Genomic DNA, 25,265 nt, shown 5'->3' with positions numbered 1-25,265 from the left:
AATTGAACTATGCCAAAACGTAATGATATAAAAAGTATTCTAATCTTGGGCGCAGGTCCTATCGTAATTGGTCAAGCGTGTGAGTTTGACTATTCCGGTGCTCAAGCTTGTAAAGCACTTCGTGAAGAAGGCTACCGAGTTATTCTAGTTAACTCAAACCCAGCTACCATTATGACTGACCCAGAAATGGCGGACGCGACTTACATCGAGCCGATCCATTGGGAAGTTGTACGTAACATCATTAAAAAAGAGCGTCCAGATGCGATCTTACCAACAATGGGTGGTCAAACAGCATTAAACTGTGCACTTGAGCTAGACAGCAAAGGTGTTTTAGCAGAGTTTAACGTTGAACTGATTGGCGCAACAGCTGACGCGATTGATAAAGCGGAAGACCGTAGCCGTTTTGACAAAGCAATGAAAGCCATTGGTCTTGAAACGCCTCGCGCTGGTATCGCACACACTCTAGAAGAAGCAAAAGGCGTGCTAGCTGAAGTTGGTTTCCCGTGTATTATTCGTCCATCATTCACTATGGGTGGTTCGGGTGGCGGTATCGCTTACAACATGGAAGAGTTTGAAGACATTTGTACGTTAGGTTTAGACCTTTCACCAACAACTGAACTATTGATCGATGAATCACTAATTGGTTGGAAAGAATACGAAACTGAAGTTGTACGTGATAAAAACGATAACTGCATTATCGTCTGTACCATTGAAAACATTGACCCAATGGGTATCCACACCGGTGACTCAATTACGGTGGCACCAGCGCAAACTCTCACGGATAAAGAATACCAGATCATGCGTAATGCATCGATGGCTGTTCTACGTGAAATTGGTGTAGAAACAGGTGGTTCAAACGTACAGTTCGGTATCAATCCAGCTGATGGCCGTATGGTCATCATCGAGATGAACCCACGCGTATCTCGTTCATCTGCACTTGCATCAAAAGCAACGGGTTTCCCAATTGCTCGAATTGCGGCAAAACTAGCGGTTGGTTACACGTTAGACGAACTATCCAATGATATTACAGGTGGTGCAACGCCAGCATCATTTGAACCAACACTGGATTATGTGGTCACTAAGATGCCACGCTTTAACTTCGAAAAATTTGCCGGTGCGAATGACCGTCTAACTACCCAGATGAAATCTGTGGGTGAAGTCATGGCGATTGGTCGTAACTTCCAAGAGTCAATGCAAAAAGCAATACGTGGCCTGGAAATCGGTAAGAACGGTTTTGATCCAGAAGTGAACTTAAACGACGAGTCTGCAGCAGCTAAGATCCGTCAAGAGCTAACAGAAGCGGGCGCTGAGCGTATCTTCTATATAGCGGATGCTTACCGTATTGGCATGTCAACAGATGAGATCTATGCGATCACATGTATTGACCCTTGGTTCTTAGTGCAAATCGAAGACATTGTTAACGCTGAAGCAAACGTCAGTAAAATTGGTTTAGCGGGTCTAAACGAAACGTCATTACGTCAACTTAAGCGTAAAGGTTTCTCTGATTTACGTCTGTGTAAACTTGCTGGTGTAAGTGAAAATGAAATCCGTAAATTACGTCATCGTTTAGAGATCTTTCCGGTTTACAAACGTGTCGATACTTGTGCCGCTGAATTCTCAAGTGACACCGCTTACATGTATTCTACTTACGATGAAGAATGTGAAGCAAACCCAACAGATAACGATAAGATCATGATCATCGGTGGCGGTCCTAACCGTATTGGTCAAGGTATCGAATTCGATTACTGCTGTGTACACGCGGCATTAGCAATGCGTGAAGATGGTTACGAAACTATCATGGTTAACTGTAACCCTGAAACGGTTTCAACTGATTACGATACATCTGATCGTTTATACTTCGAACCTATTACACTAGAAGACGTATTAGAAATCGTGCGTATTGAAAAACCGAAAGGCGTGATCGTTCAGTACGGTGGTCAAACACCCCTTAAACTAGCGCGTGAATTAGAAGCAGCTGGCGTACCAATCATAGGTACATCACCGGATGCGATTGACCGTTCTGAAGATCGTGAACGCTTCCAACAAGCGGTTGAGCGTTTAGGTTTGTTACAGCCTGACAATGCGACGGTAACAACGACTGAGCAAGCGGTTATTTCAGCTGAAGGTATCGGTTATCCGTTAGTTGTTCGTCCATCATATGTACTTGGTGGCCGTGCAATGGAAATTGTATATGACGAAATCGATTTACGTCGTTACTTCAAAGAAGCGGTCAGTGTTTCTAACGAATCACCAGTATTACTTGACCGTTTCCTAGATAACGCAATCGAGCTTGACGTTGATGCAATCTGTGATGGTAAAGATGTTGTTATTGGCGGCATCATGGAGCACATTGAACAAGCAGGTGTTCACTCAGGTGACTCCGGTTGTTCATTACCTCCTCATTCATTAAGCCCTGAAATTCTGGATGTTATGCGTGACCAAGTACGTGCGTTAGCATTAGAGCTAGGTGTTATTGGTCTAATGAATACCCAGTTCGCGGTGAAAGATAATGAAGTTTACTTGATTGAAGTAAACCCACGTGCTGCACGTACGATTCCTTTTGTTTCAAAAGCAACGGGTGTGCAATTAGCAAAAATTGCTGCACGTGTCATGGCGGGTCAAACGTTAGTTGAACTTGGTTTCACTGAAGAAGTGATTCCTCCATATTACTCTGTTAAAGAAGTAGTATTACCATTCGGTAAGTTCCCAGGTTCAGATCCGTTACTTGGCCCTGAAATGCGTTCTACTGGTGAAGTAATGGGCGTGGGTGATACCTTTGCTGAAGCTTATGCTAAAGCACAGCTTGGTGCTTCTGCTGAAGTTGCTAAGAGTGGTCGTGCACTTATCTCTGTTCGTAACGGTGATAAAGCGCGCGCAGCTGAATTAGCGAAGCAGTTAATTGAACTCGGTTTTGAGATTGATGCAACTCACGGTACTGCCGTTGCGCTAGGTGAAGCAGGTATTAATCTTCGTCTAGTTAACAAGGTACATGAAGGTCGTCCTCATATTCTTGACCGTATCAAAAATGGCGAATACAGCTACATCATTAATACGACTGAAGGTCGTGTTGCGATTGAAGATTCTCGTCAACTACGTGCAGCTGCTTTACGTTATAAAGTGAACTACACAACCACAATGAATGCAGCATTTGCAACGTGCCAAGCGCACTCTGCCGATGCCCGTGGTACTGTTCGTTCAATACAAGAGTTACATACTCGCATTAAGTAAGCAGTAAATAGCAGTATTTATAGTTAATAAAAAACCTCGCTACTTCAGTTACAGTTAGTAACAATAAGTAGCGAGGTTTTTTTATATCTGCAATTTAGCGTCATTAAAATCGTGATGACTTCAATGACAGTTTACAGAACTATTGCAACTACAGCTCAAATTCCAATTCAATAAACGTGCAACCTTTTACGCAGCCCACTCCGGTTTTAGATTCATCATTTTTGTTCTTTGGTGGTAATAACTTTAATGCTTGCTGGCACACTGGGCATAAAACCGTTTTTCCAAGGCATACATTTTTGATGGTATTACGCTGTTCATGAAACGATTTTGAACTGCTTTTGTTAATTGCTGAAAAATCTATTTTTGACATAATAACTCTTTAATTACACCTGTAATTTACTTGTTTATTTCACTGCGTTTAATCAAAGCGAACAAGCAGTCACTGTGGCTGTATTCAATAATAATGGAACATTTTACCTGTTTATTAATATAAAAGTATCAGTGATTACATTTTATTCTAGGGTTAGTGTTAGTCGATCACGAATAAATGAAGCTAATGCGAATGATACACCGTAAATTAAAATCCCCCGGGCTAACCTTAATCGAGTTACTGTTAACGTTGGCGATCGTGACTATATTGATGGCTTTAAGTGTGCCTTCATATAGTGCATATGTGCATAAAAATAAACTAGGCAATCTCACCAGACAATTAGTTGAAGCGCTAAATATCACGAAACAATTAGCGCTACTGCGAGGTGAACGGCATTATTTTAATGTCCAGGTTAATAATGCTGTCAATAGCACAGTCAAGTCATGCTGGATTATCAGTCATCACGAAAATTGTGATTGTTTAACATCGACTACGCTATGTCAGTCTACCGATGGACAAGCCAGCGCAGCGATAAGTGATATAGAGCTCACCGTTAATCGACCCCACTTATCTTTTTCACCATTATTTGGCACGACAAATGGTGCCAGTTATCAACTTTCCTTAGGTCGCTTTAGTACTATGGTTATTGTCAGTACTCAGGGACGTATTCGAGTTTGTATGGTGCGGGGAGATAGTGCTATTTATGCGCCTTGTTAAACCCTTTTGCTCCGGGCGTCTTCACATGTGTGGACATGGGTTAATTGAGTTGATGATATCAATAGCGCTAGGGGGTATTATTTTTACTGGGTCGAGTTATATATACGCCACACATGAAATTCAAAATAATCGGGCTGAACAATATTATCTCGTGCAGCAGGAGGCTCAGAATGTACTGACTATTATGCAGCGAGAGTTAGGTCGAGCAGGTTATAACAGCAATATTTCCGCAGCGAATCCTTTTATTTATAACGATGATAAAATTTATATTCTGAATCCCAGTAATGATTGTATTGTCTATCGTTATGATCGTAACGAAGATGGTATTTTTAGTCATGAAAGCTTTGGTTTTCGTTTGCATCGTGGAGGGATACAGCAGCGCAAAGGCAGCGAAGTTGACTGTGATGGTGGCTTAGGTTGGGAAATGATTTCAGATGCGGCGAACACCGAAATTATCCAATTGCAATTCACTGTGTCACAACAGCTATACACGCTACCGCATAAAGTTAAAGGTTATGTCAGTATCGCGCTTAGTATACGTCATCGTCAATTCACCGAGTTTGAACTCGGTTATTTTCGCAATAGCAGTGCGAGGGCTTTTCTATAGTGACGTCTAAGCAACCGCAATCCCATGCTGTTCGTGGTTTTTTTATGTTATCAATGACGCTAATCTTAGTATTCATTACGATCAGCAGCAGTTTGGCATTTACTTATATCCAGCAACAGCGTATTCAACGTAATCAGCGCCATATTAATTACCTGAAAGCTAAAATTATAGCGGCCAATAAATTGGATTTGTTTTATATCGTGCTCTATGAATCACCTGAATTGCTGGTTCTATCACCGCCATGTACCAACTTAGCGTTAGATACTCATCAGTTAGTTATTGCTAATGACCTGATGCATCAATATCTGTTGTCAGAGCGATTGTATTTATGCATTGCAGAGGACGCAGTGTTCAATATTGCGATAGAGGTTACCTACAATAATACGGAGCTAATTGTCATGCAGCGTCAGCTTATTACGACATCAATGCCTTGGACTTGGCAACCAACTTCATTATACGGTTTTTAAATGCGGTTGAGACAACATACTTTGCAGCAAGGTGGAAGTTTACTTGCAGTTATGATCAGTTTATTTATGCTGACCACCGCTATATTTGGCGTCACGAGTTTAAAGCTAACGCAGGCTCAAATTATATTACAGCAATCACAATACACAGCAGCATGGGCGTTAATGGAGTATAAGCTGAATGAAATACGGTATTTGACGGATTCGATTGATGGATATACTGCTTTGAATACCAATATCGGCGGTAACTTGAGTGCGGGGGATATTCAATATGATCAGCACTGGTTTAATTTAACTTGGCAAGTGAGATCGTTAACTACGCTTACCACCTCAAGTCAGCTAAAGGAAGTCGAGATTAAGATTCATTGGCTGGATAAGACTAATTCCCCTCAGATAATCAGTAGCATGACTATGCTGAATCAGGACGTTATTGTGAATTAATGGCGCAATGCAGGCGGTGTGAACTATTATTTCCAAATAAGTTAATATTTATTGTCAATTTGTGGTGAATCGCTCATATTTAGTATTATATTATCTTTTTAATTTGGTATTATCCTGCCTTTATTGGTGTTTATGGATATTTAGGACGTGATATGGGTAGTAAAGTAGCAAAGCTTTTTCAATTAAGTTTGGTTAAGCAGATCATGATTAGTATTATTGCGGGTATCGCGTTAGCGTATGCAGCCCCTAGTATTGCTGTCGAAGCAAGTTTGTTTGGTGGGTTATTTGTCAGTGCGTTGAAAGCAATCGCACCTTTATTGGTATTTGTATTAGTTATCTCTGCAATTGCAAATCAAGAATCTAACACTAATGCTAATATACGCCCAATTGTGACCTTGTATTTATTAGGAACCTTTGCAGCGGCGCTTGTCGCAGTAAGTTTAAGCTTTTTATTCCCCGTTCAACTTAGCCTAGTGACGGAAGCTGCAACAAATACAGCGCCGAGTAATATTACTGACGTGCTGCGTAATTTGATTTACAAGGTCGTCGATAACCCGATTAATGCGATTGTAACCAGCAACTTTATTGGTGTGTTAACTTGGGGTATTGGTTTTGGTGCTGCGCTAAAACATGCATCACCGACCACGAAGCAAGTGATCAAAGATGTTGCCGGTGGCGTATCTAAAATTGTGCATGTTGTTATCCGTTTCGCACCATTGGGTATCTTTGGCTTAGTCGCATCAACGTTTGCGACAGTCGGTTTCTCTGCGATGGTTAGCTATACTCATTTGTTAGCGGTATTATTAACCTCGATGGCTGTGGTTGCATTAGTGATTAACCCAATTATCTTGTTCGTCATGTCACGCCAAAATCCATATCCATTAATTTTCCAGTGTCTACGAGAAAGTGGCATTACTGCCTTCTTTACCCGTTCATCAGCTGCGAACATTCCAGTAAATATGGAACTGTGTAAAAAACTTAATTTACACAAGGATACGTACTCGGTCTCTATCCCTCTGGGAGCTACTATTAACATGGGTGGCGCAGCGATCACGATTACAGTACTCACACTCGCAGCGGTTAATACCTTAGGTATCGCGGTTGATTTACCGACAGCATTATTACTTAGTTTAATTGCGGCTATTTCTGCGTGTGGTGCTTCTGGTGTGGCTGGTGGTTCATTATTGTTAATCCCATTAGCTTGTAGTTTGTTTGGTATTGATAATGATATTGCAATGCAAGTTGTGGCAACGGGGTTCATTATCGGCGTATTACAAGATTCTGCTGAAACAGCGTTAAACAGCTCCACGGATGTGGTATTTACTGCTGCCGTGAGCCATGCTTATGAGCGTAAAACTGACGTATAAAAATAAGCGTTACTCTGATTAGTTTATGTGATTTTTAGTCTACGAGGCTAGGTGAATTACGTCAGTATATTGAATAACAAAGCAGCCATTTAGTCATAATAGGCTGCTTTTTTATTGGTTGATTTTAAATACGTAACGATTAGTGACTGAATAGAAAATCATAGTCGTAACACAATATAAAATTATAGTGAAAAAATACGAAATTAACCTGACTCTTGTTACTCGGATGTTATACTCATTTACAATTCGGAGAACCGAAATAGTAATGGATTAAAACATTAATCATCGATTTAAGATGAAAAGATAGTTTTTTGTATAAAGCACGGCCAAGGGAAGAGACAAATGTTCGACTTTAGAAGTGATACTGTCACACAACCCACCGCTGCAATGCGTAACGCGATGGCGACCGCCATTGTGGGGGATGATGTTTATGGTGAAGATCCGACGGTAAATAAGTTGGAAGCAATGGCCGCTGAACGTTATGGATTCGATGCCGCTATCTTTTGCTCGTCAGGTACACAGGCTAACTTGTTAGCTATTATGGCGCATTGTCAGCGTGGTGATGAATATATTTGTGGTCAAAATGCCCATAATTACCGTTGGGAAGGCGGAGGTGCTGCGGTACTAGGTAGTGTACAACCACAACCGATTGCCAACGAAGCCGACGGTAGTATTTGTCTGCAAGCGATCCGTGACAACATTAAACCTGATGATGATCACCATGCTAAAACCAAATTATTATCATTAGAAAATACCATTGGCGGTAAAGTCTTATCGCTTGAGTATCTAGCTCAAGCGCAAGCATTGGCCTTTGAGCATGGATTACGCATTCACCTTGATGGTGCGCGTGTCTTTAATGCTGCGGTTAAACTTAACGTAGATGCGAGCGAAATTACCCAATATTTTGATTCTGCGTCGATTTGTTTATCGAAAGGACTTGCTGCACCAGTCGGTTCGTTATTACTTGGCTCTGAGTCATTGATCCGCACCGCCAGACGTTGGCGTAAAATGCTGGGCGGCGGTATGCGTCAAGCGGGTATTTTAGCGGCTGCGGGTATTCTTGCGCTCGATGAGCAAGTTGAAAAACTGGCTATTGATCATGAAAATACGCAGTACTTAGCACAGCAGTTGCTGACGTTACCTGAGTTCTCGTTTGATTTAGACAGTGTACAAACCAATATGATTTTCACCCAATACACGGGGGGGAATGGTAAAGCACTGTCGGCATATTTACGTACTAAAGGCATTATTATTAGTGCCAGTAATGCGATCCGTTTTGTTGTTCATCAAGACATTACAGTTGACGCAATCGACTTATTAATTACAGAGATTAAGCATTTTCATTCAATGTAAATTAAGTCTTATTTCGCGTAAACAGGGCAGATCGAATATAATTATAATAAAGGCAATATCAGAGTTAGCATGTCAGATAGAATAGCGGCTAAATAATATGTTTTACTTAGAATCGCTACTTTTTAACTAATAAAAATAAAATTAAATACTAAGAGATGATTATGACTATACCAAAAGGCCAACTATTAACACGTACGTTATCAATGCCGAGTGATTGCAATGCAAATGGCGATATCTTCGGTGGTTGGATAATGTCACAAATGGATATCGCAGGTGGTATTTTAGCAAAAGAGGTGGCACAAGGACGAGTAGCTACTATTTCAGTTGATGGTATGACATTTCATAAACCGGTTGCTGTTGGTGATGTTGTTTGTTGTTATGGCTCGTGTACTCACATTGGTAATTCATCAATGACGATTAACTTAGAGGTTTGGGTTAAGCCCGTTCTTAATGCCCCTAAATCGATTAATTTCCGTTATATCGTTACCGAAGCAATATTCACCTATGTCGCAATTGATGATAATGGTAAGTCGCGTAAAATTGAACGTACGTGCGAACTGCCATCGTAATGCAGAAATAAAGTGATAATCATGCAGTAGGGTGTTCTTAGTGGGAACGCCCTTTTTTATAGCTAAAATTTAGGGTTAACCCCTCGTCATTAGCTCACGCCGTATTCAATTTGGTATTCTCAGCATCATAACGATCAAGATAAACTTATTAACAATAGGGGCTGATAATTATTGTCTGGTCCGACCTTGTTTGGTTTTATTGTATTTTATGACTAATCTAATAATGTTATTGTTTTTTTTAAGAATAACCTTTCTAAAAATTAATTCCCGACTAACCTTATTTCTACTACATTATTTTCTAATCAAAATTTGTTTCTAGTTAGTTTTATAGTTGTTGCTAGGTATGTTTAATTTGTAAGCGTGGTTTCATGTGGAGAGACTCGCTTAGGGAGATAGAAAAATGGAATTATCTAACGAGTCGAATGCGCTAGACGTATACATGTATCAAGTTAACCAAAGTAGTAAACTATTAACTAAAGAGGAAGAATATGAAACGGCTATCGCTTCTAATGAAGGTGATGAAAAAGCCAGACAACGCATGATCCAATCTAATTTACGTTTGGTGATTAATATCGCTAAACGCTACCAACATACCTCTCTACCGCTCGTTGATATTATCCAGGAAGGGAATACGGGGTTAATCCATGCTGTCGAGAAGTTTGATGCGACCAAAGGTTTTCGTTTCTCTACTTATGCAGTGTGGTGGATCAAAAATAATATCGAACGCTTTATTATGAATCAGTCACGTACTATCCGTGTGCCAATCCATATTGGTAAAGTATATAAACGCATTTTAAAAACAGCACGTGAACAAGAATTGGATTTGCAGTGTAATCATGATGTGATGACATTGGCAGAATTTCTGGAAATGCAGTACGCACAAGTTAATGAAGTGTTATCCTATTACTTTAATGAAGCAAGTTTAGATAAAACAATCGTTACTGATCGTGATTCGAGTACGGCGTTGGTCGATATGTTAGAAGATTATTCTATCTGTAAACCCAACGATGAACTCGAACATGCTGATACATTATGTTATTTGAATGAAGTATTAGGACATTTATCTGAACGTGATAGAAAAATCATTGAATTAAGATTTGGCTTAGGTGAAGAAGATCCACTGACTCTACATGTTATCGGCGAACGTCTATCGATGTCGAGAGAGCGAATTCGCCAAATTATTAATTTAAGCTTACAGAAAATTCAACCTGAGTTACTACAAAACACAGTACAAAAACAAGATTATCTCAATTAAATAATCGGCCTCAGTGCTTGTTAACTTTTTGTATATATAAAAAAGAATATATTGGAATATATTGTCAGCGATTATTGTTATCTTTAGTTTTTTTCTTTAGATCATGATACTTTAGATGGGTATATTCCTTCGTCATTTTAGCCCGTCCAGTAGTTACGGATTGTAACATACTGCACTTTTTCATATATATGAGATATCAATGAGCACAACAAGTCGTCCTCTGTATTTACCCTACGCTGGCTCTACACTATTAGAAACCCCTTTATTAAATAAAGGCAGTGGTTTTAGTGCAATTGAGCGTCAAAGTTTCAACCTTACTGGTTTAATCCCACCGATGGTTGAATCTATTCAAGAACAATCTGAACGTGCTTATAAGCAATTTTCTGGCTTTGAAAGTGCGATGGATAAACACGTTTATTTACGTAACATCCAAGATACTAATGAAACATTATTTTACCGTTTAGTTGATAATCATCTTGAAGAGATGATGCCAATTATTTATACCCCTACGGTTGGTGCTGCTTGTCAGCAATTCTCGGATATTTACCGTCGTGCTCGTGGTCTATTTATCTCTTACCCAGAGCGTGAAAATATTGATGATATTTTACATAATGTAAATAAACAAAATGTAAAAGTGATCGTTGTAACGGATGGTGAGCGTATTCTTGGTTTGGGTGATCAAGGTATCGGTGGCATGGGTATCCCAATTGGTAAACTATCACTCTATACTTCGTGTGGTGGTATTAGCCCGGCGAACTGTTTACCTATAGTGCTCGATGTGGGCACCAATAACGAAAAACGTCTGCAAGACCCAATGTACATGGGCTGGCGTAGCCCGCGTATTGACCAAGATAAATATAATGAATTTTTAGAGTTGTTCATTGATGCAATAAAACGTCGTTGGCCAAATGTATTATTACAGTTTGAAGATTTTGCACAACAAAATGCAATGCCATTATTACAACGTTACAAAGATAAGATTTGTTGTTTCAATGATGATATTCAAGGTACCGCTGCGGTTACGCTTGGTAGCTTGATGGCGGCATGTCGCGCTGCAAAAACCAAACTCAGTGAGCAAAAAGTTGCTTTCTTAGGTGCGGGTTCTGCTGGTTGTGGTATTGCCGAGCAGATCGTTGCGCAAATGAAGTCAGAAGGTTTATCTGATGGTCAAGCACGTGAGCGTGTATTTATGGTTGACCGTTTTGGTGTGCTAACCGACAAAATGCCAAACTTACTCGATTTCCAACAGAAACTGGTACAACATCAGGGACTGCGAGACGAGTGGGACATTAATAGTGATGTGATCTCACTACTTGACGTGATGAAACATGCTAAACCATCGATTTTAATTGGTGTATCTGGGCAGCCGGGTCTGTTTACTGAACAAGTGATTAAAACCATGGCGGCAAATACTGAGCGTCCGATTATATTCCCGTTAAGTAACCCGACATCTAGAGTCGAAGCAACACCACAAGATCTTATCCGTTGGACAGAAGGTCGTGCATTAGTCGCTACTGGTAGCCCGTTCCCACCGGTAAGTTATGGTGATGAATTGATCACTATTGCACAATGTAACAACAGCTACATTTTTCCAGGTATTGGTTTAGGTGTGTTGGCTGCAGAAGCGACGCGTGTAACAAATGCAATGTTAATGGCAGCAAGTCGTGCATTAGCGGATTGTTCACCGTTAGGTCGTGATGGTGAAGGTCCACTATTACCACCATTAACGGACATTCATTCGGTAAGTAAAGAGATTGCTTTCTGGGTAGCTAAAACAGCACAACTGCAAGGTGTTGCTCTGCAGACTTCTGATGAAGCGATCCGTAACAAGATTGAAAAGAACTTCTGGTTACCAGAGTATCGTGAATATAAGCGTGTCGCTAACTAGTTAATACCACTAAATATGCGATGCATATAGGTGTTCTATACTAACATTAAAAAAAACCAGCTATTTTAGCTGGTTTTTTTATAAAATTTACTGGTTATATGTTGCAATAAGTAGTGCTACGTAACAATTTTGCAAAAAATACTTGTGTATTTACCATATACTTCTGGCTTGATTAGCTATGTTTAGTAAAATATGTGGCGTTTATCTATCAAATCAACATTAACCTTAGGAGTTGGCCAGATGACCACGTCATTTTATTCGCAAATTCAATCTCAGCTAGAACAAACTAAAGCTGATGGCCTTTATAAACACGAGCGAGTGATTACTTCAGCCCAAAATGCCAACATTCAAGTGGCAGGTAATGAAGTTGTTAACTTCTGTGCGAACAACTATTTAGGTTTGGCTAATCATGCTGATTTAATTGCGGCTGCACAATCAGGTTTAGAAAGCCACGGTTTTGGTATGGCATCAGTACGCTTTATCTGTGGTACCCAGGACAAACATAAAGAATTAGAAAGTAAGATCAGTACTTTCCTAGGAATGGAAGATACTATCTTGTATACGTCTTGCTTTGATGCAAACACGGGTTTATTTGAGACGTTATTAAGTGCAGAAGATGCAATCATCTCAGATGAACTAAACCACGCGTCAATCATTGATGGCGTACGTCTATGTAAAGCAAAACGTTTTCGTTATAAAAATAACAACATGGCATCATTAGAAGAGCAACTTATTGCTGCCGATGCTGCAGGTGTGCGTCATAAATTGATCGCAACGGATGGTGTATTTTCAATGGACGGCGTGATCGCGAATCTAAAAGGCGTTTGTGATCTTGCAGACAAATATAATGCACTGGTGATGGTTGATGATTCACACGCTGTTGGTTTTGTGGGTGAAGGCGGTCGTGGTACCCCTGAACATTGTGGCGTAATGGATCGTGTTGACATCATCACCGGTACATTAGGTAAAGCACTAGGTGGCGCGTCAGGCGGTTACACTTCAGCTAAAAAAGAAGTTGTTGATTGGTTACGTCAGCGTTCACGTCCATACTTATTCTCAAACTCGGTTGCTCCTGCGATTGTTGCTGCATCAATTCGTGTTATCGACATGATGGAAGAAGGCCATGAATTACGTGCCAAAGTTAAATCTAACGCTGAACATTTCCGCCGTGGAATGAGTGCAGCAGGCTTTACACTTACTGGTGCAGACCACGCGATTGTACCTGTGATGATTGGCGATGCGGCACTGGCGGCTGAAATGTCAGATCGTTTATTAGCAGAAGGCATTTATGTGATCGGTTTCTCTTTCCCAGTGGTTCCACATGGTAAAGCACGTATCCGTACACAAATGTCAGCAGCGCACAGCGTAGAACAAATTGATATTGCCATTGCCGCATTTACCCGTATCGGTAAAGACCTTGGCATCATCTAAATAGACAATTAATTAAGCTTCGAAGTACCTAGTACCTAGTACCTACTATCTAGAGTCTAAGTATCGAAGCTTAATATCATCGAGACAAGTGGATTAAAGAAAATGAAAGCACTAGCAAAATTAAAACCTGAACAAGGTATTTGGATGACAGATGTGGAGAAGCCAACGCTTGGCCACAATGACCTGTTAATCAAGATCCGCAAAACTGCAATTTGTGGTACTGATATCCATATTTATAACTGGGATGAATGGTCACAAAAAACAATTCCAGTACCTATGGTTGTTGGCCACGAGTATGTGGGTGAAGTTGTTGGTATCGGCCAAGAAGTTCGTGGTTTCACTCTCGGTGATCGCGTTTCTGGTGAAGGTCACATTACGTGTGGTCACTGTCGTAATTGTCGTGCCGGCCGTACCCATTTATGTCGTAATACGATTGGTGTTGGTGTTAACCGTGAAGGCGCATTTGCTGAATACTTAGTTATTCCTGCATTTAACGCATTCAAACTGCCAGATGATATATCTGATGACATGGCGGCCATTTTTGACCCGTTTGGTAATGCAGTACACACAGCGTTATCATTTGATGTGGTTGGTGAAGATGTATTAATCACCGGCGCTGGCCCAATCGGTATCATGGCTGCGGCAGTATGTAAGCACGTTGGTGCACGTAATGTTGTGATCACTGATGTGAATGAATTCCGTTTAGACCTCGCTCGCAAGATGGGTGTTACACGTGCAGTGAACGTAACAACAGAGTCACTTACAGATGTGATGGACGAGCTTAAAATGACAGAAGGCTTCGATGTTGGCCTTGAAATGTCAGGTGTGCCATCTGCATTTCGCGATATGCTCGACAAGATGAACCATGGCGGTAAAATTGCTATGTTGGGTATCCCTCCAAATGACATGAGCATCGAATGGGGCAATGTTATCTTTAAAGGTTTAGTCATTAAAGGTATTTACGGTCGTGAAATGTTTGAAACCTGGTACAAAATGGCTGCATTAATTCAGTCAGGTTTAGACCTAACACCAATCATTACGCACCATTTCCCCATTGATAAATTCCAAGAAGGTTTTGATATTATGCGTTCAGGCATGTCAGGTAAAGTGATCCTTGATTGGGAATGATAAAAACATAAGATCTACCCAGAGGTACTTGGCTTAATGTTGATCAGTTAAGCAAAGTATGACCGGTTGAATGACTATTCTCAGTTGTCAAAATCCAAGTGTCTTCAACACTTGGATTTTTTTATGTCTATCAAGCCCTCGACGGTATTAGCTAAAAACATGATTTGTGTAGTATATTCAATTAAAGGCAGGCAAATAGTCGATTATATAGCTATTTTTGTAACATTGGATTGCTTTAATTAACAACTCAGCTTACACTTGTGCGCTGTTATTAATGAAACTACGTCATCAGACTTTAGAGATAGTATTATGAAAAAACCACCGTTAATTTGGTTAAACGTATTCGTTTTTGCTTCAACCTTCCTTGTCGCTATCACTGCAGTGCCTTGGTATGGTTATACGTATGGCTTTGAGACATTCGAAGTTGTTGCTATGATCATGGGTATTTTCATGTGTGGTTTGTCTATTACAGGTGGCTACCATCGGCTTTGGTCTCATCGTACTTACAAGGCGCATTGGTCAGTACGATTGATTTTTGCATTAGGTGGTGCGTTTGCATTACAAAACAGTGCAATCCATTGGAGCTCTGATCACCGTCGTCACCACAAACATGTTGATCACGATGAGAAAGACCCGTACTCAGCAAGTCACGGCTTTTGGTATTCTCATATTGGTTGGATGTTACGTGAGTATCATGCAATGTTGTATAGTGATTATACGAATGTGCGCGACTTACAAAAAGATGCTATCGCAGTATGGCAGCATAAATATTATAACGTACTTGCACTGGTGATGAATGTTGGCGTGCCTATTTTAGTTGGGCTGTTGTATGGTGATGTTTGGGCTAGCATATTATTATTAGGTGTTGCGCGTTTAGTATTGAGCCATCATTTTACTTTCTTCATCAATTCATGGGCACACATGTGGGGCACACAGCCTTATACTGACCGTAATACAGCGCGTGATAATGCCTTATTGGCTATCTTCACTCATGGTGAAGGCTATCATAATTACCACCATATTTTTGAAACAGATTATCGTAATGGGATTAAATGGTATCAATATGATCCAACCAAATGGTTAATCAATGTTTTAGCGTGGTGCAACTTAGCCAGTGATTTACGTTCTGTACCAGAAGCGCGTATCGAACAGGCTAAATTGAAGATGGAACTTAAACGCCGTCACGATAAAGTGCAACATTTGCCTAATGCTGACGAAGTTATTTTACGTCTTAATCAAGAATACGATGTATTATGTGAGAGACTTAACGCTTTTTATAAAGCAAAAATCGTACTATTTGAATCTAAGAAAAAATCACTGAATGTGAAATTTGATAAAATTCAATTTGAGCAACAAATTCGTGATACTAAATTGCAACTAATCCAACTTAAAAACGCCTTCTATGAACAGCGTGAAGTTTGGAATAACATGCAGTTTAGTTTTTCTCATTAGATAACGATATATGTAATAACAGTTAGGTTGTAATCTTAATACAGCCTGACAGATTGCCAAGGATGGCATATTTATCAAGGAAGATATTTTGATCAAGCATAAAGATATGCGTAAGTATTTACTTGCACATGATTTACCAACCAATGACTTCGGTAACGCCTCGTTTTTCGCCTTTGTTGAATATGTTAGTCCATTACGTAAGTGTCATGTAGAGACACTTGTCAGTTTTGTTCTGGCTGGTTATTGTGAAGGCACTGTTCGTCTTGATCCTAATGACGATCTAACCCAAACCGATTATATGATGAACTTCACGTGTGCCTGGCATGAATGTCATTTTGACCTTGCGAGTAGCAGTTTTACCATTCGTGGCAGTGATCAGGATAAAATGGGTGGTGATTTTGTCGTGAGGATCCGACAAGCTTAAGCGTCTTTTACCATTTATTTCGATTAAATCTATGTGATCGACCAGAATGTGGTTAATAATTGGATCATTAAATTGGTTTTGCTGGTATTTCAGAATTAGACTGGTAAAATCAGCCCCCTTTTATTCTCTCATGCTGGTTCAAATATGAAATTTCCCGGTCAACGTAAGTCTAAGCATTACTTTCCTGTTAATGCAGGTAATCCATTTGTCAAACCAGCAACTATTGCAAATGTAGCTCAACCTGTATTATGTGGTATTGATCAGACGCTCGTTGATATTGAAGCACATGTCGAAGATGCTTTTTTAACTCGTTTTGGTCTACGAAAAGGTGAGTCACTGATGATCAGTGATGAAATTGCCGAGCAAATTTATACCGAGTTAAAGCAACACGATCTTATCGTTAGCGAGTTCGCTGGTGGTACAGTAGCGAATACTTTACATAACTACGCGATCTTGTCTGAATCACAGTCACTGCTATTTGGTACTATGTGTGACCAAATTAAAATTGGTAGCTATGCGTACCAATATTTATGTAATACCAGCAGCAAGGTAAATCTTAATTACTTGCAACCTGTTAAGGGCCCGATTGGTCGTTGCTTTACCTTCATCTCTGCTGATGGAAATCGTAGTTTCGGTATCAATGCTGGCTTAATGAATAAATTAACCAAAGAGCATTTGCCTGTAGATCAACTGCAAAAAAGCTCTGGTTTACTTATTTCTGCTTATTTATTACGTTGTGCAGATGACGATCCAATCAAAGACGCTGCAATGTATATGGTTGAGCAAGCCAAATACCTTAATATTCCAATCATCCTTACACTGGGTACGCGTTTCATTATTGAAGGTAATGAAAAGTGGTGGCAGAATTTCATTAACGAATATGTGACCGTTATTGCAATGAACGAAGATGAAGGTGAAGCGTTAACAGGCTTTAGTGATCCTTTATTAGCGGCTGATGCGGCACTGGAATGGTGTGATCTTGTGCTTTGTACTGCAGGTGCAGAAGGTCTGTATATGGCTGGCTACACAGATGAGAAAAATAAACGTGAAACCAGTGGTCAACTATTGCCTGGTGCCATTGCTGAATTTAACCGCTATGAATATAGCCGTCCAATGCGCTTAGTTGATACCACTGAACCATTAAAAATGTATTCACATATTGCGCCGTACCTAGGCGGTCCTGTCGAGATCAAAAATACCAATGGCGCGGGTGATGGTGCATTATCGGCAATCTTACATGATATGTTAGCTAACTCTTATCACCGAGACATTGTGCCTAATTCAGATAAGCACACGGCGAACTGTCTGGCTTATTCATCGCTTTCACAGTTATGTAAATATGCAAACCGTGTCAGTTATGAAGTATTGGCGCAGCACTCGCCACGGTTATTAAAAGGCTTGCCTGAACGTGAAGATTCGCTAGATGAAGGTTATTGGTCTAGCTAATCGCGTTAGCGTCAAAGCCGTGTTGTTGATCGGTTATATGGCATGATGGGTAGATAGCTTGATAAAGAAAAATGGCGAATGACTAAACGGATATTCAGTTTAGTCATTCGCCATTTTTGTAACTGTTTCTTTATAATTGATTATGATACCGGAGCCAAGCGTTGGTATCCAAGCTCGTCTCTGATATAGCATCTTGTCGTTAGCTAATATTTAGTAATGGCTAACAATAGTATTAAAAAATGCCGCTGAATATTGTGTTAATGGTGACGGTTGTTTAGGTTTGTCCGCATCGCGTGGTTTCGGGTTATAACCACTGACCATAAGAACAAAAGGCACCATGTGGTTTTTTTCTGTTTTTACAATACCGACTAAATTTGATAAACCTTTTAACGAACCTGTTTTCGCAACGACTTTCCCGGTTAGTTTTTTAGTCAGTAAACCGCGACGATATTGTAATGTACCGTCCACACCAGATATCGGCATGGTATTTAATAATTGCAGTTCATCATCATGACTAATTATATATTCAAGTATATTGAACATCGTTTGTGCTGACACTAGATTATGACGTGACAGTCCGGAACCATCCGCGATCACATTTGAGGCTAATGATAAGCCTTCACCAGCCAAAATTTCACGCATGGCTTTAGCACCATTGCGGTAGTTACCCGGTTGCTGAAAGTATTCTGCCCCGATGGTTTTAAATAATATGTCTGCAATTAAATTATCTGATTCTTTCATCATCTTGGTGATAATGTCTGCCAGCGGTGGTGATTGGTGGTTAACAATGACAGCGGTATTCACCGTTTGAAAACTTTCAACCACGTTACCGGTAAATTCAATGTTGGCCTGTGCTAATTCAGCATTAAGTAATGCGGTAAAATAAGTTACTGGATCGGATATAGCAAATGATAAGGGTAGGTTGCGTTTAGAGGGCGTAATACAGCCAAATAAGGTGTAATTATTGTTTGGGTGACGTATGACCTCTAAATCACAAAACTGCGCTTGTTGCTGCTCTTTGCTAATGATATCGACTTGGCTCGTTAAAATGATCGGTTCATATTCTGGAATATAGATTGTGGCTTTTTTAAGATCGGCTGAGCGTCTTAAATTGCCTAATACACAATTATTGTTTATGACCAAGGCGGATGCCTGGGTGGCATAACAGACGGCTTGATCATTCCAAACCTGACCGTTGCCCCAATTATAACCATTAAAGCGACTTTGATTGAGCGTTATATCACCGTCAATCTTTGTGATGCCACTTGCTTTCAAGCGCTTAAGCATGTTCCGTAAATCGTCTCTGCTAAAGGTTGGATCGCCGGTAAAGTTGAATTCCATCTTACTTACACTTTGTTTGCTTATGCTGCCGTGCAAACTGGTATTAAATATATACTCGTCGGTAAGATAAAGTTTTGCGGTTAATGCTGTTAGTAGCTTTTGTGTTGAGGCTGGTGTTAATAACAGCTCGGCATTATGCTGGCTGACGGCATTGTGACTGACTTTTTCAGTCGCAGTAAAAGGCTGACCAATAATATAAGCGACATTTGTGCCTGGTGGAAGCAGCTTTTCTAAAGGCGCTATTTCAGAGGCATGAGTATTCATGCTGATGAAGCAGAGAGTGATACAATATAGGTAAGTTCGTAGCATATTATTTTTACATATTTATCGTTATATGGATGATTATTCTATCTGAGATTGTAAAGTAATAGAATGGGTATAATTAATTTACACTAAAAATTCATAATATGAACTGTTATGATATTAGTTATTATAAGTTCAGGGTTAAGTTGTGGTGAAAGCGAGTTTATGGATTGTTTATCTTATTGAAACGGATGCGGGGTTGTATTGTGGCATTACGACTGACATGGAGAGGCGTTATCAGCAACATTGTAAAGGCACTGGTGCAAAATTTTTCCGTCGGGCGAAACCGATACGTATTGCTTACACTGAAATTCAACCCGACCGAAGCCGGGCCAGTAAACGAGAGTACGCGATTAAACAACTACCGCGTAAACAAAAACTCGCTTTAATCAATTCAGCTATTTGTTGTTAACACGGCATGTTAGTAATATTTTATAAAAATTAAACTGCTTTGGCTATAATGTCTGGTACACCAGCTGTTTGCAGTGCCGAGGGATTACCATCGAGCGCGGCTGAAAAATGGATTGGTTTAATCTTAGCCGCTCTCTCGGCATCAAATACTGGGATCTGCGCCATCGCATGCTCAGTTAAGGCTAGGATCGTCAGCGATGGATTCACCCCTAAATTACCCGCAATAATTGAACCGTCAAGTATACGCAGGTGTTTATAACCATAAGTCTGACCAGTATCATCAATCACGGCAGTCTCAGGATCTTTGCCCATTCTTGCACCGCCCATCATATGCGCTGTGATAGGGGTGCCAGCGATAACCTCTAAGGCGAGATTACCAGCATCACCACCAGAGTATTTAATGTAATGTTCAGCCACTTTATGCGCAATCGGGAAGTAGTTTCTGAGCTTTTCATCACCTTTATGTTGCACCGGTATCCAAGTCGGTTTGAACGGTGAGTACCAAGCTCGTTTACTCTCGAGGTGGATATTGTTTTGCGCAGTTTGCATGACTAATAAAATGATGGTGTCTTTGGCTTTACCAACCGGGTTTATCATTTTTAGGGTTTTGATAGGTTGTTTGACAATGTTAAGCAGCATACTAACAGAGCGTGGGATACCTGATTGCTTTGACGTGAGAGGGACAGACATGCCCCCTGTGAATGCCGCATCGCTGCCTTTGGCATAACGTACTATTTCAACTTTCGTTTCATCATCAGGTGAAAAAATTGAAGTAATAGCAGCACCATTCCAAACTTCTTCTTTTTGCTCTTGCAAGGTTAAGCGATTATGTGAAACGGTTAATAATGTTTCTGAGTTTGTCAGTACATTTTGACCAAGGTTCGGGCTTAAGTTGGGTAATGTTTTGTCTACATCTCGCATTTTAAGCAATAACGGCATCGTGCCGAATACACCACCCGATACAACCACTCCTCGTGTCGTTAGGGTGTACTTTTTCTTATTAAACAGTCCCAGACCTTCAGTAATGTGGATGGTATAACCGGCGCTACCATCTTTGATGCCGTTGTCATCAGCAATCGGTTCAATCTTAGTTACATTTGATTCTGGGCGGATCTCTGCGCCATTACGTTCGGCAAAGTAAAGGTAGTTTTTATCAAGACTATTTTTAGCATTATGACGGCAGCCTGACATACAGTTACCACAATAAGTGCAACTATTACGTTGTGGACCATCACCATTAAAATACGGGTCGCCACGATCTTCACCTAAGCGTTCTACATCGATATTTTGTGAAACTTTATCTTCACCTTTTGGATAGAGCAGGCCGCTATATACTGTTTTAAAGGTATCTTCACGTCCCATATCGGTTGCAACGTCTTTTAAGATAAGATCGGCAGGACCAAAGTAGCGGTTTTTTTGTACGCCAATCATGCGTTGTGCTAGTGCGTAATAAGGAGATAGGCGTGCGTGCCAGTCATCATGCATCCCTGTCCAAGAGGGGTGTGCAAATATCGCTGCATCTGGAATAAGATGGGTATTGCCGTAAACGAGTGAACCACCGCCAACAGCACTACCGTGAACGAGGCTTATTTTACGGGTAACCGTGAATGTAAATGGGCCTGTTAATCCTAATTGCGGTAGCCACATAAAACGTTTTAGGTTCCAACTTGAGCGTGAAAACTCTTTGGTTCTAATACGCTTACCACGCTCTAAGACTAATACTCGAAATCCTTTTTCTGTTAAACGCAATGCGCTGGCGGAACCACCAAAACCAGATCCGATAATTATCTGGTCAAAATCAAAGTTAGTACTCGACATGTATTACCCCTACTGCTAGTCCGTTAGTTTCACACCAAGACTGTGCCTCAAGCACTATATTTATTTTAGAATATCTTTGGTGTGCTAATTAGGTTAATTAAGCCTAATGACTGAAATATGTTATCAAGATGTAGTTATCATGGTATGTACCATACTGTAGGTACGTAGTTAAATAATACTAGTAAAATTACTTGGCTGTGATATTTGGAGACGCTTTCCTTTATTAAATCGTGTTAGCGCTAACTAATCAGGGTATTAATGTGAGGGTCATCTCAAAAATAAAATATTGTTGGATATATCTAATGAGGTAGGAAATGCAAATACATAAAAATATACCCGCTAATCATACCGGGCAGGATTTTTTTGTGGGTGATATCCATGGTGAATATGATTTGTTATTAACAACATTAGATCAGTGTCAGTTTAATTTTGAATGTGATCGGTTGTTTTCTGTTGGTGATATTATCGATCGTGGTGTCGACTCTATTGCCTGCCTTGAATTATTGCATAAACCTTGGTTTTACGCCGTTCGTGGTAACCATGAAGAGATGTTGTTAGCGGATGAAGGCAGTGAATTGGCTCGTATTCACCGAAATTCGGGTGGTGAATGGTTTTTTCAGTGCTCGTCACAAGAACAATCTCGATTAAAAGCCTTGGTTGAACAGTATTGTCCCTTTGCTTTTACGATTGAATCTAAGTTTGGACATATTGGTGTTTGTCATGCCAGTTCACCGCTACATTGGTCTGCGCTACAAAATGCACGCGCAGATAATATTGAGCTATTAAAAGACTGTGCTTGGTCGACAAAACAATATCAGCAGGTGAAAAAAGGGGACGTCTTTCATATTAACGAGATCACATTTGTGATACATGGACATGTAAACTGCGCAAGAGTCACAACGAATTTAAACCAATTGTGGATTGATACGTTAATGCGGACAAGACGATTAACGATCCTGTCCGCACAACAAATCTATATGGTAATAGCCTAGTGCTTGATTTTTAACGCTTCATTTTGTATTTGCGCGGGCACGGCTTTGTAAAAGTAGTTTAACTCAGCAAAAATCTGTTTAAATTGAGTTTCATGCATAGCGGTTAGCGGAATCGATTTGTAATCATTACGATTGCGAACATCATGATTACCTTGACGGCTGAATAGACTTTGGTAAGTAAATAATGTGATTGTGTCTTTCTGCAGAATTACAAAGTTATTTTTATCGCCGAGCAGTTGCCATGTTTTAAAGTGACCAGAAAAAAGGTCAATACCATTGCTGTAATCTGAGATCGGGTTCTTGACTGCGGCAAGGTTAGTCAAAATAGTCGGGACTAAATCGGTATGATTAGTATCCTGTTCTATCACGCTTGGTGTTTTACCTGGCCACACAATAAAGAGGGGTACTTGAGTTTGGTACGTTGAATAATTACTGCCATATCCCCACGACTGATCTTCTGAATCATTAAATTCATTACCGTGATTGGCGGTGAAAATAATGACCGTATTATCATATTGTTTCGATTGTTCTAATTCATAAACAATTTTAGCGACGGCTTTATCAATATAACTGACACTATTTCGATAACTGTTAAACAGGGCGATTTGACGGTTAATTGCTTGGCTATTTAAGTCTTGAATATTAGGGTAGAACAACGCTGGGAAACCATTTGGCGTTTTCATTTTTTGCACTGATTGTAAACTAACGTAGGCAAACCAAGGGGTCGACTTATCTTGTTGTTTTATCCAGCGACGTGTTTCCTGCACTGTTTCATTATCTTTTTTTGTACCCGCTACTATGGTTGTTTTTGGGCCTTCCAAGTTAATGAATGTTGTTTGTTTTTGTTTAGCTAACACTTCGGTGTTAAAGATACCGAGGTTATAGCCCGCCTGAACGAAGTAATCGAGCATGAACGGTGGTTTGGCTGATGTCTCTATATCATCCCAATATTGGGGGGCGAGACCATACATGATCCCGAAGTTACCTAATAAATCATTATTGCTGGTACTAAAATGGTTATTAAATTGTAGGCCTTTACGCGCCAATTTAGACATTTCAGGCATCACGCTGTCATTAAGCATATCTGCTCTAAGTGCGCTGATGTTGATTAATAACACATTCAGTTTTTGATTGTCGTTATTAATCAGCAGTGGCTTCTTAGGGTAATCAAGACGTGAATCAGATTGTTTTCTGGTATCACTGATACGTTTATTAAACGCTTCTTTGTCTAACCAACCGTATTTAGCCAAGAAGGTTCTTGCTGTCATCGGGTAAGCGAGTGGGAAGTTGGCTTTTTGTGCCGTAATAGGTCGGTAAACTGCGGCATCAGCCCACATATGTAGTAGGTGTCCAGTTAAGAAACAGCAGAAAAAGAAGATGGCAATAATAGGGCCAAGTTTAAAGCGGCTTAACGGTCTTAATCTATGCCATAAAAAGCTTGAAATAAGTAACTCAACTAAAAATAAGAAAGGCACGAAAACAAAGAGGGATTGCCAATCAGAATTTAGTGTTTGTTCACTTTCGCCCAGCAGTATCTCAAAGATAATGGGGTTAATGTGTAAATTATATAGTTTAAAAATCTCGGTATCAATAATTAACAGAGATAGTCCCACGGTGGCAAATATGACCGTTAGAAAACGTAATGTGCGTGGGAACGGTATCAGGAAGCTGATCGGGAAGATCACCACCAAATACAGTATAAAAATAATAAAACTGAAATGGCCAAGCAGGCTAATAAGAGAATAGACTTGACCAAGCATAGTTTCAGGCCATTCGGCGATGAAAAGGTAACGTGATGCAAGTAAGATAGCCAGTAAGATGTTGGCTAAGCTAAACCAATGACCCCAACTAATAATCTTGGAGACTTGATCGCGATAATGATGTCCTGTTTCTAGCATAAGTTAAACTGCAGTCTCATAGTGCTTATAGTGTGTAATGGGTAAAAATAAATGACAAGGCATCCTTGCCTATCATTTTAATTAATGTGATGTATCTTTAGACTTTACTGAAGCAACCAGCGCTTTAGCAAACTTTTCAGCAACCGCTTGGCGCTGTTTTGGTGATAAAGATGCGTTGATGATGTTCGCCGCTGCATTACCAAGAACCATTAAGCCAAGGTCTAAGGGTGCATCGTGTTTTTCTAGTACATCAATAACTTCATCAATAACTTTTTCAACTTTATCATTTTTGTATTTAGAAACTATAGGCATAATTTAATCTTTTAATGTATGAATGGGCAAAGATGATTATAATACCTCAC

22 protein-coding genes are annotated in these 25,265 nt (G+C 40.1%); 17 read left to right on the top strand and 5 right to left on the bottom strand.

All coding sequences use genetic code 11. The features are described 5' to 3' along the window. The first annotated feature begins 9 nt into the window (after positions 1-9). Positions 10-3,228, top strand: a complete 3,219-nt coding sequence (gene carB / locus HRT96_RS03605) for a carbamoyl-phosphate synthase large subunit (RefSeq protein WP_293152323.1) — start codon at positions 10-12, stop codon at positions 3,226-3,228. A gap of 148 nt (positions 3,229-3,376) precedes the next feature. On the opposite strand, the gene HRT96_RS03600 is transcribed toward carB, so the two are convergent. After that, positions 3,377-3,598, bottom strand: coding sequence for a hypothetical protein (locus HRT96_RS03600; RefSeq protein WP_293145015.1), 222 nt, complete (start codon positions 3,596-3,598; stop codon positions 3,377-3,379). Between the two features lie 186 nt (positions 3,599-3,784). On the opposite strand from HRT96_RS03600, the gene HRT96_RS03595 reads away from it, so the two are divergent. From HRT96_RS03595 to HRT96_RS03530, 14 genes are all read left to right on the top strand, one after another. Next, a complete protein-coding gene (locus HRT96_RS03595; RefSeq protein ID WP_293152320.1) occupies positions 3,785-4,315 on the top strand; it encodes a Tfp pilus assembly protein FimT/FimU in 531 nt (176 codons plus the stop codon). A 52-nt stretch (positions 4,316-4,367) separates the two neighbouring features. After that, on the top strand, positions 4,368-4,922 hold the full coding sequence (locus tag HRT96_RS03590; RefSeq protein ID WP_293152849.1) for a hypothetical protein: 555 nt from the start codon (positions 4,368-4,370) through the stop codon (positions 4,920-4,922). Next, positions 4,922-5,389, top strand: a complete 468-nt coding sequence (locus HRT96_RS03585) for a hypothetical protein (RefSeq protein ID WP_293152317.1) — start codon at positions 4,922-4,924, stop codon at positions 5,387-5,389. Before HRT96_RS03590 ends, HRT96_RS03585 begins: the two co-directional genes overlap by 1 nt. Next, positions 5,390-5,827, top strand: coding sequence for a hypothetical protein (locus HRT96_RS03580; protein WP_293152314.1), 438 nt, complete (start codon positions 5,390-5,392; stop codon positions 5,825-5,827). A gap of 152 nt (positions 5,828-5,979) precedes the next feature. Next, positions 5,980-7,194 carry a serine/threonine transporter SstT gene (gene sstT / locus HRT96_RS03575; protein ID WP_293152311.1) on the top strand — a complete coding sequence of 405 codons (1,215 nt, stop codon included), beginning with the start codon at positions 5,980-5,982 and terminating at the stop codon, positions 7,192-7,194. A 342-nt stretch (positions 7,195-7,536) separates the two neighbouring features. Next, positions 7,537-8,547 (top strand): low-specificity L-threonine aldolase, encoded by a 1,011-nt coding sequence (ltaE, locus tag HRT96_RS03570; protein ID WP_293152308.1) that lies wholly within the window; start codon positions 7,537-7,539, stop codon positions 8,545-8,547. Positions 8,548-8,702: 155 nt separating this feature from the next. Continuing rightward, a complete protein-coding gene (yciA, locus tag HRT96_RS03565; protein WP_293135551.1) occupies positions 8,703-9,116 on the top strand; it encodes an acyl-CoA thioester hydrolase YciA in 414 nt (137 codons plus the stop codon). Between the two features lie 400 nt (positions 9,117-9,516). After that, positions 9,517-10,371 (top strand): sigma-70 family RNA polymerase sigma factor, encoded by an 855-nt coding sequence (locus HRT96_RS03560; protein ID WP_293152305.1) that lies wholly within the window; start codon positions 9,517-9,519, stop codon positions 10,369-10,371. A gap of 199 nt (positions 10,372-10,570) precedes the next feature. Then, complete coding sequence (locus tag HRT96_RS03555) at positions 10,571-12,259, top strand: NAD-dependent malic enzyme (protein WP_293152302.1); 1,689 nt, start codon at positions 10,571-10,573, stop codon at positions 12,257-12,259. Positions 12,260-12,499: 240 nt separating this feature from the next. Beyond that, the gene (locus tag HRT96_RS03550) at positions 12,500-13,690 is read left to right on the top strand and encodes a glycine C-acetyltransferase (RefSeq protein WP_293152299.1); all 1,191 of its coding nucleotides are present in this window, start codon (positions 12,500-12,502) and stop codon (positions 13,688-13,690) included. A 102-nt stretch (positions 13,691-13,792) separates the two neighbouring features. Then, complete coding sequence (tdh, locus tag HRT96_RS03545; protein ID WP_293152296.1) at positions 13,793-14,818, top strand: L-threonine 3-dehydrogenase; 1,026 nt, start codon at positions 13,793-13,795, stop codon at positions 14,816-14,818. A 309-nt stretch (positions 14,819-15,127) separates the two neighbouring features. Further along, positions 15,128-16,270: a fatty acid desaturase gene (locus tag HRT96_RS03540; RefSeq protein ID WP_293152294.1), complete on the top strand. Its 1,143-nt coding sequence runs from the start codon at positions 15,128-15,130 to the stop codon at positions 16,268-16,270. Between the two features lie 88 nt (positions 16,271-16,358). Then, complete coding sequence (locus tag HRT96_RS03535; protein WP_293152292.1) at positions 16,359-16,694, top strand: hypothetical protein; 336 nt, start codon at positions 16,359-16,361, stop codon at positions 16,692-16,694. A 144-nt stretch (positions 16,695-16,838) separates the two neighbouring features. After that, a complete protein-coding gene (locus HRT96_RS03530; protein WP_293152289.1) occupies positions 16,839-18,140 on the top strand; it encodes an inosine/guanosine kinase in 1,302 nt (433 codons plus the stop codon). Positions 18,141-18,350: 210 nt separating this feature from the next. Here HRT96_RS03530 and dacB read toward each other — a convergent pair whose 3' ends face one another. Further along, entirely contained in the window at positions 18,351-19,745 is a 1,395-nt protein-coding gene (dacB, locus tag HRT96_RS03525; RefSeq protein WP_293152286.1) for a D-alanyl-D-alanine carboxypeptidase/D-alanyl-D-alanine-endopeptidase, read from the bottom strand. 187 nt (positions 19,746-19,932) lie between these two features. Here dacB and HRT96_RS03520 point away from each other — a divergent pair, with 187 nt between their 5' ends. After that, positions 19,933-20,196: a GIY-YIG nuclease family protein gene (locus tag HRT96_RS03520; RefSeq protein WP_293152283.1), complete on the top strand. Its 264-nt coding sequence runs from the start codon at positions 19,933-19,935 to the stop codon at positions 20,194-20,196. A 29-nt stretch (positions 20,197-20,225) separates the two neighbouring features. On the opposite strand, the gene HRT96_RS03515 is transcribed toward HRT96_RS03520, so the two are convergent. Further along, positions 20,226-22,013 carry a GMC family oxidoreductase gene (locus HRT96_RS03515; RefSeq protein WP_293152280.1) on the bottom strand — a complete coding sequence of 596 codons (1,788 nt, stop codon included), beginning with the start codon at positions 22,011-22,013 and terminating at the stop codon, positions 20,226-20,228. Between the two features lie 314 nt (positions 22,014-22,327). Here HRT96_RS03515 and HRT96_RS03510 point away from each other — a divergent pair, with 314 nt between their 5' ends. Beyond that, on the top strand, positions 22,328-23,005 hold the full coding sequence (locus HRT96_RS03510; protein WP_293152277.1) for a metallophosphoesterase: 678 nt from the start codon (positions 22,328-22,330) through the stop codon (positions 23,003-23,005). Here the strand turns inward: HRT96_RS03510 and HRT96_RS03505 are convergent. Next, entirely contained in the window at positions 23,002-24,903 is a 1,902-nt protein-coding gene (locus HRT96_RS03505) for a DUF3413 domain-containing protein (protein WP_293152274.1), read from the bottom strand. The genes HRT96_RS03510 and HRT96_RS03505 overlap by 4 nt on opposite strands. 81 nt (positions 24,904-24,984) lie before the next feature. After that, entirely contained in the window at positions 24,985-25,215 is a 231-nt protein-coding gene (locus tag HRT96_RS03500; RefSeq protein WP_293136546.1) for a DUF1414 domain-containing protein, read from the bottom strand. Positions 25,216-25,265 lie beyond the last annotated feature (50 nt).

The organism is Moritella sp., from assembly GCF_013215705.1.
Classification (GTDB): Bacteria; Pseudomonadota; Gammaproteobacteria; order Enterobacterales; family Moritellaceae; genus Moritella.
The sequence above is the reverse complement of the archived record's forward strand: the minus strand, read 5'-3'. Positions and strand labels throughout refer to the sequence as shown.

Coding starts and splice junctions, on each gene's coding strand:
- HRT96_RS03550 (WP_293152299.1), top strand. CDS start 12,500: ATGACCACGTCATTTTATTCGCAAATTCAATCTCAGCTAGAACAAACT.
- HRT96_RS03590 (WP_293152849.1), top strand. CDS start 4,368: ATGATATCAATAGCGCTAGGGGGTATTATTTTTACTGGGTCGAGTTAT.
- ltaE (WP_293152308.1), top strand. CDS start 7,537: ATGTTCGACTTTAGAAGTGATACTGTCACACAACCCACCGCTGCAATG.
- HRT96_RS03580 (WP_293152314.1), top strand. CDS start 5,390: ATGCGGTTGAGACAACATACTTTGCAGCAAGGTGGAAGTTTACTTGCA.
- HRT96_RS03530 (WP_293152289.1), top strand. CDS start 16,839: ATGAAATTTCCCGGTCAACGTAAGTCTAAGCATTACTTTCCTGTTAAT.
- HRT96_RS03540 (WP_293152294.1), top strand. CDS start 15,128: ATGAAAAAACCACCGTTAATTTGGTTAAACGTATTCGTTTTTGCTTCA.
- tdh (WP_293152296.1), top strand. CDS start 13,793: ATGAAAGCACTAGCAAAATTAAAACCTGAACAAGGTATTTGGATGACA.
- HRT96_RS03515 (WP_293152280.1), bottom strand. CDS start 22,013: ATGTCGAGTACTAACTTTGATTTTGACCAGATAATTATCGGATCTGGT.
- HRT96_RS03505 (WP_293152274.1), bottom strand. CDS start 24,903: ATGCTAGAAACAGGACATCATTATCGCGATCAAGTCTCCAAGATTATT.
- yciA (WP_293135551.1), top strand. CDS start 8,703: ATGATTATGACTATACCAAAAGGCCAACTATTAACACGTACGTTATCA.
- HRT96_RS03595 (WP_293152320.1), top strand. CDS start 3,785: ATGCGAATGATACACCGTAAATTAAAATCCCCCGGGCTAACCTTAATC.
- carB (WP_293152323.1), top strand. CDS start 10: ATGCCAAAACGTAATGATATAAAAAGTATTCTAATCTTGGGCGCAGGT.
- HRT96_RS03510 (WP_293152277.1), top strand. CDS start 22,328: ATGCAAATACATAAAAATATACCCGCTAATCATACCGGGCAGGATTTT.
- HRT96_RS03600 (WP_293145015.1), bottom strand. CDS start 3,598: ATGTCAAAAATAGATTTTTCAGCAATTAACAAAAGCAGTTCAAAATCG.
- sstT (WP_293152311.1), top strand. CDS start 5,980: ATGGGTAGTAAAGTAGCAAAGCTTTTTCAATTAAGTTTGGTTAAGCAG.
- dacB (WP_293152286.1), bottom strand. CDS start 19,745: ATGAATACTCATGCCTCTGAAATAGCGCCTTTAGAAAAGCTGCTTCCA.
- HRT96_RS03555 (WP_293152302.1), top strand. CDS start 10,571: ATGAGCACAACAAGTCGTCCTCTGTATTTACCCTACGCTGGCTCTACA.
- HRT96_RS03560 (WP_293152305.1), top strand. CDS start 9,517: ATGGAATTATCTAACGAGTCGAATGCGCTAGACGTATACATGTATCAA.
- HRT96_RS03500 (WP_293136546.1), bottom strand. CDS start 25,215: ATGCCTATAGTTTCTAAATACAAAAATGATAAAGTTGAAAAAGTTATT.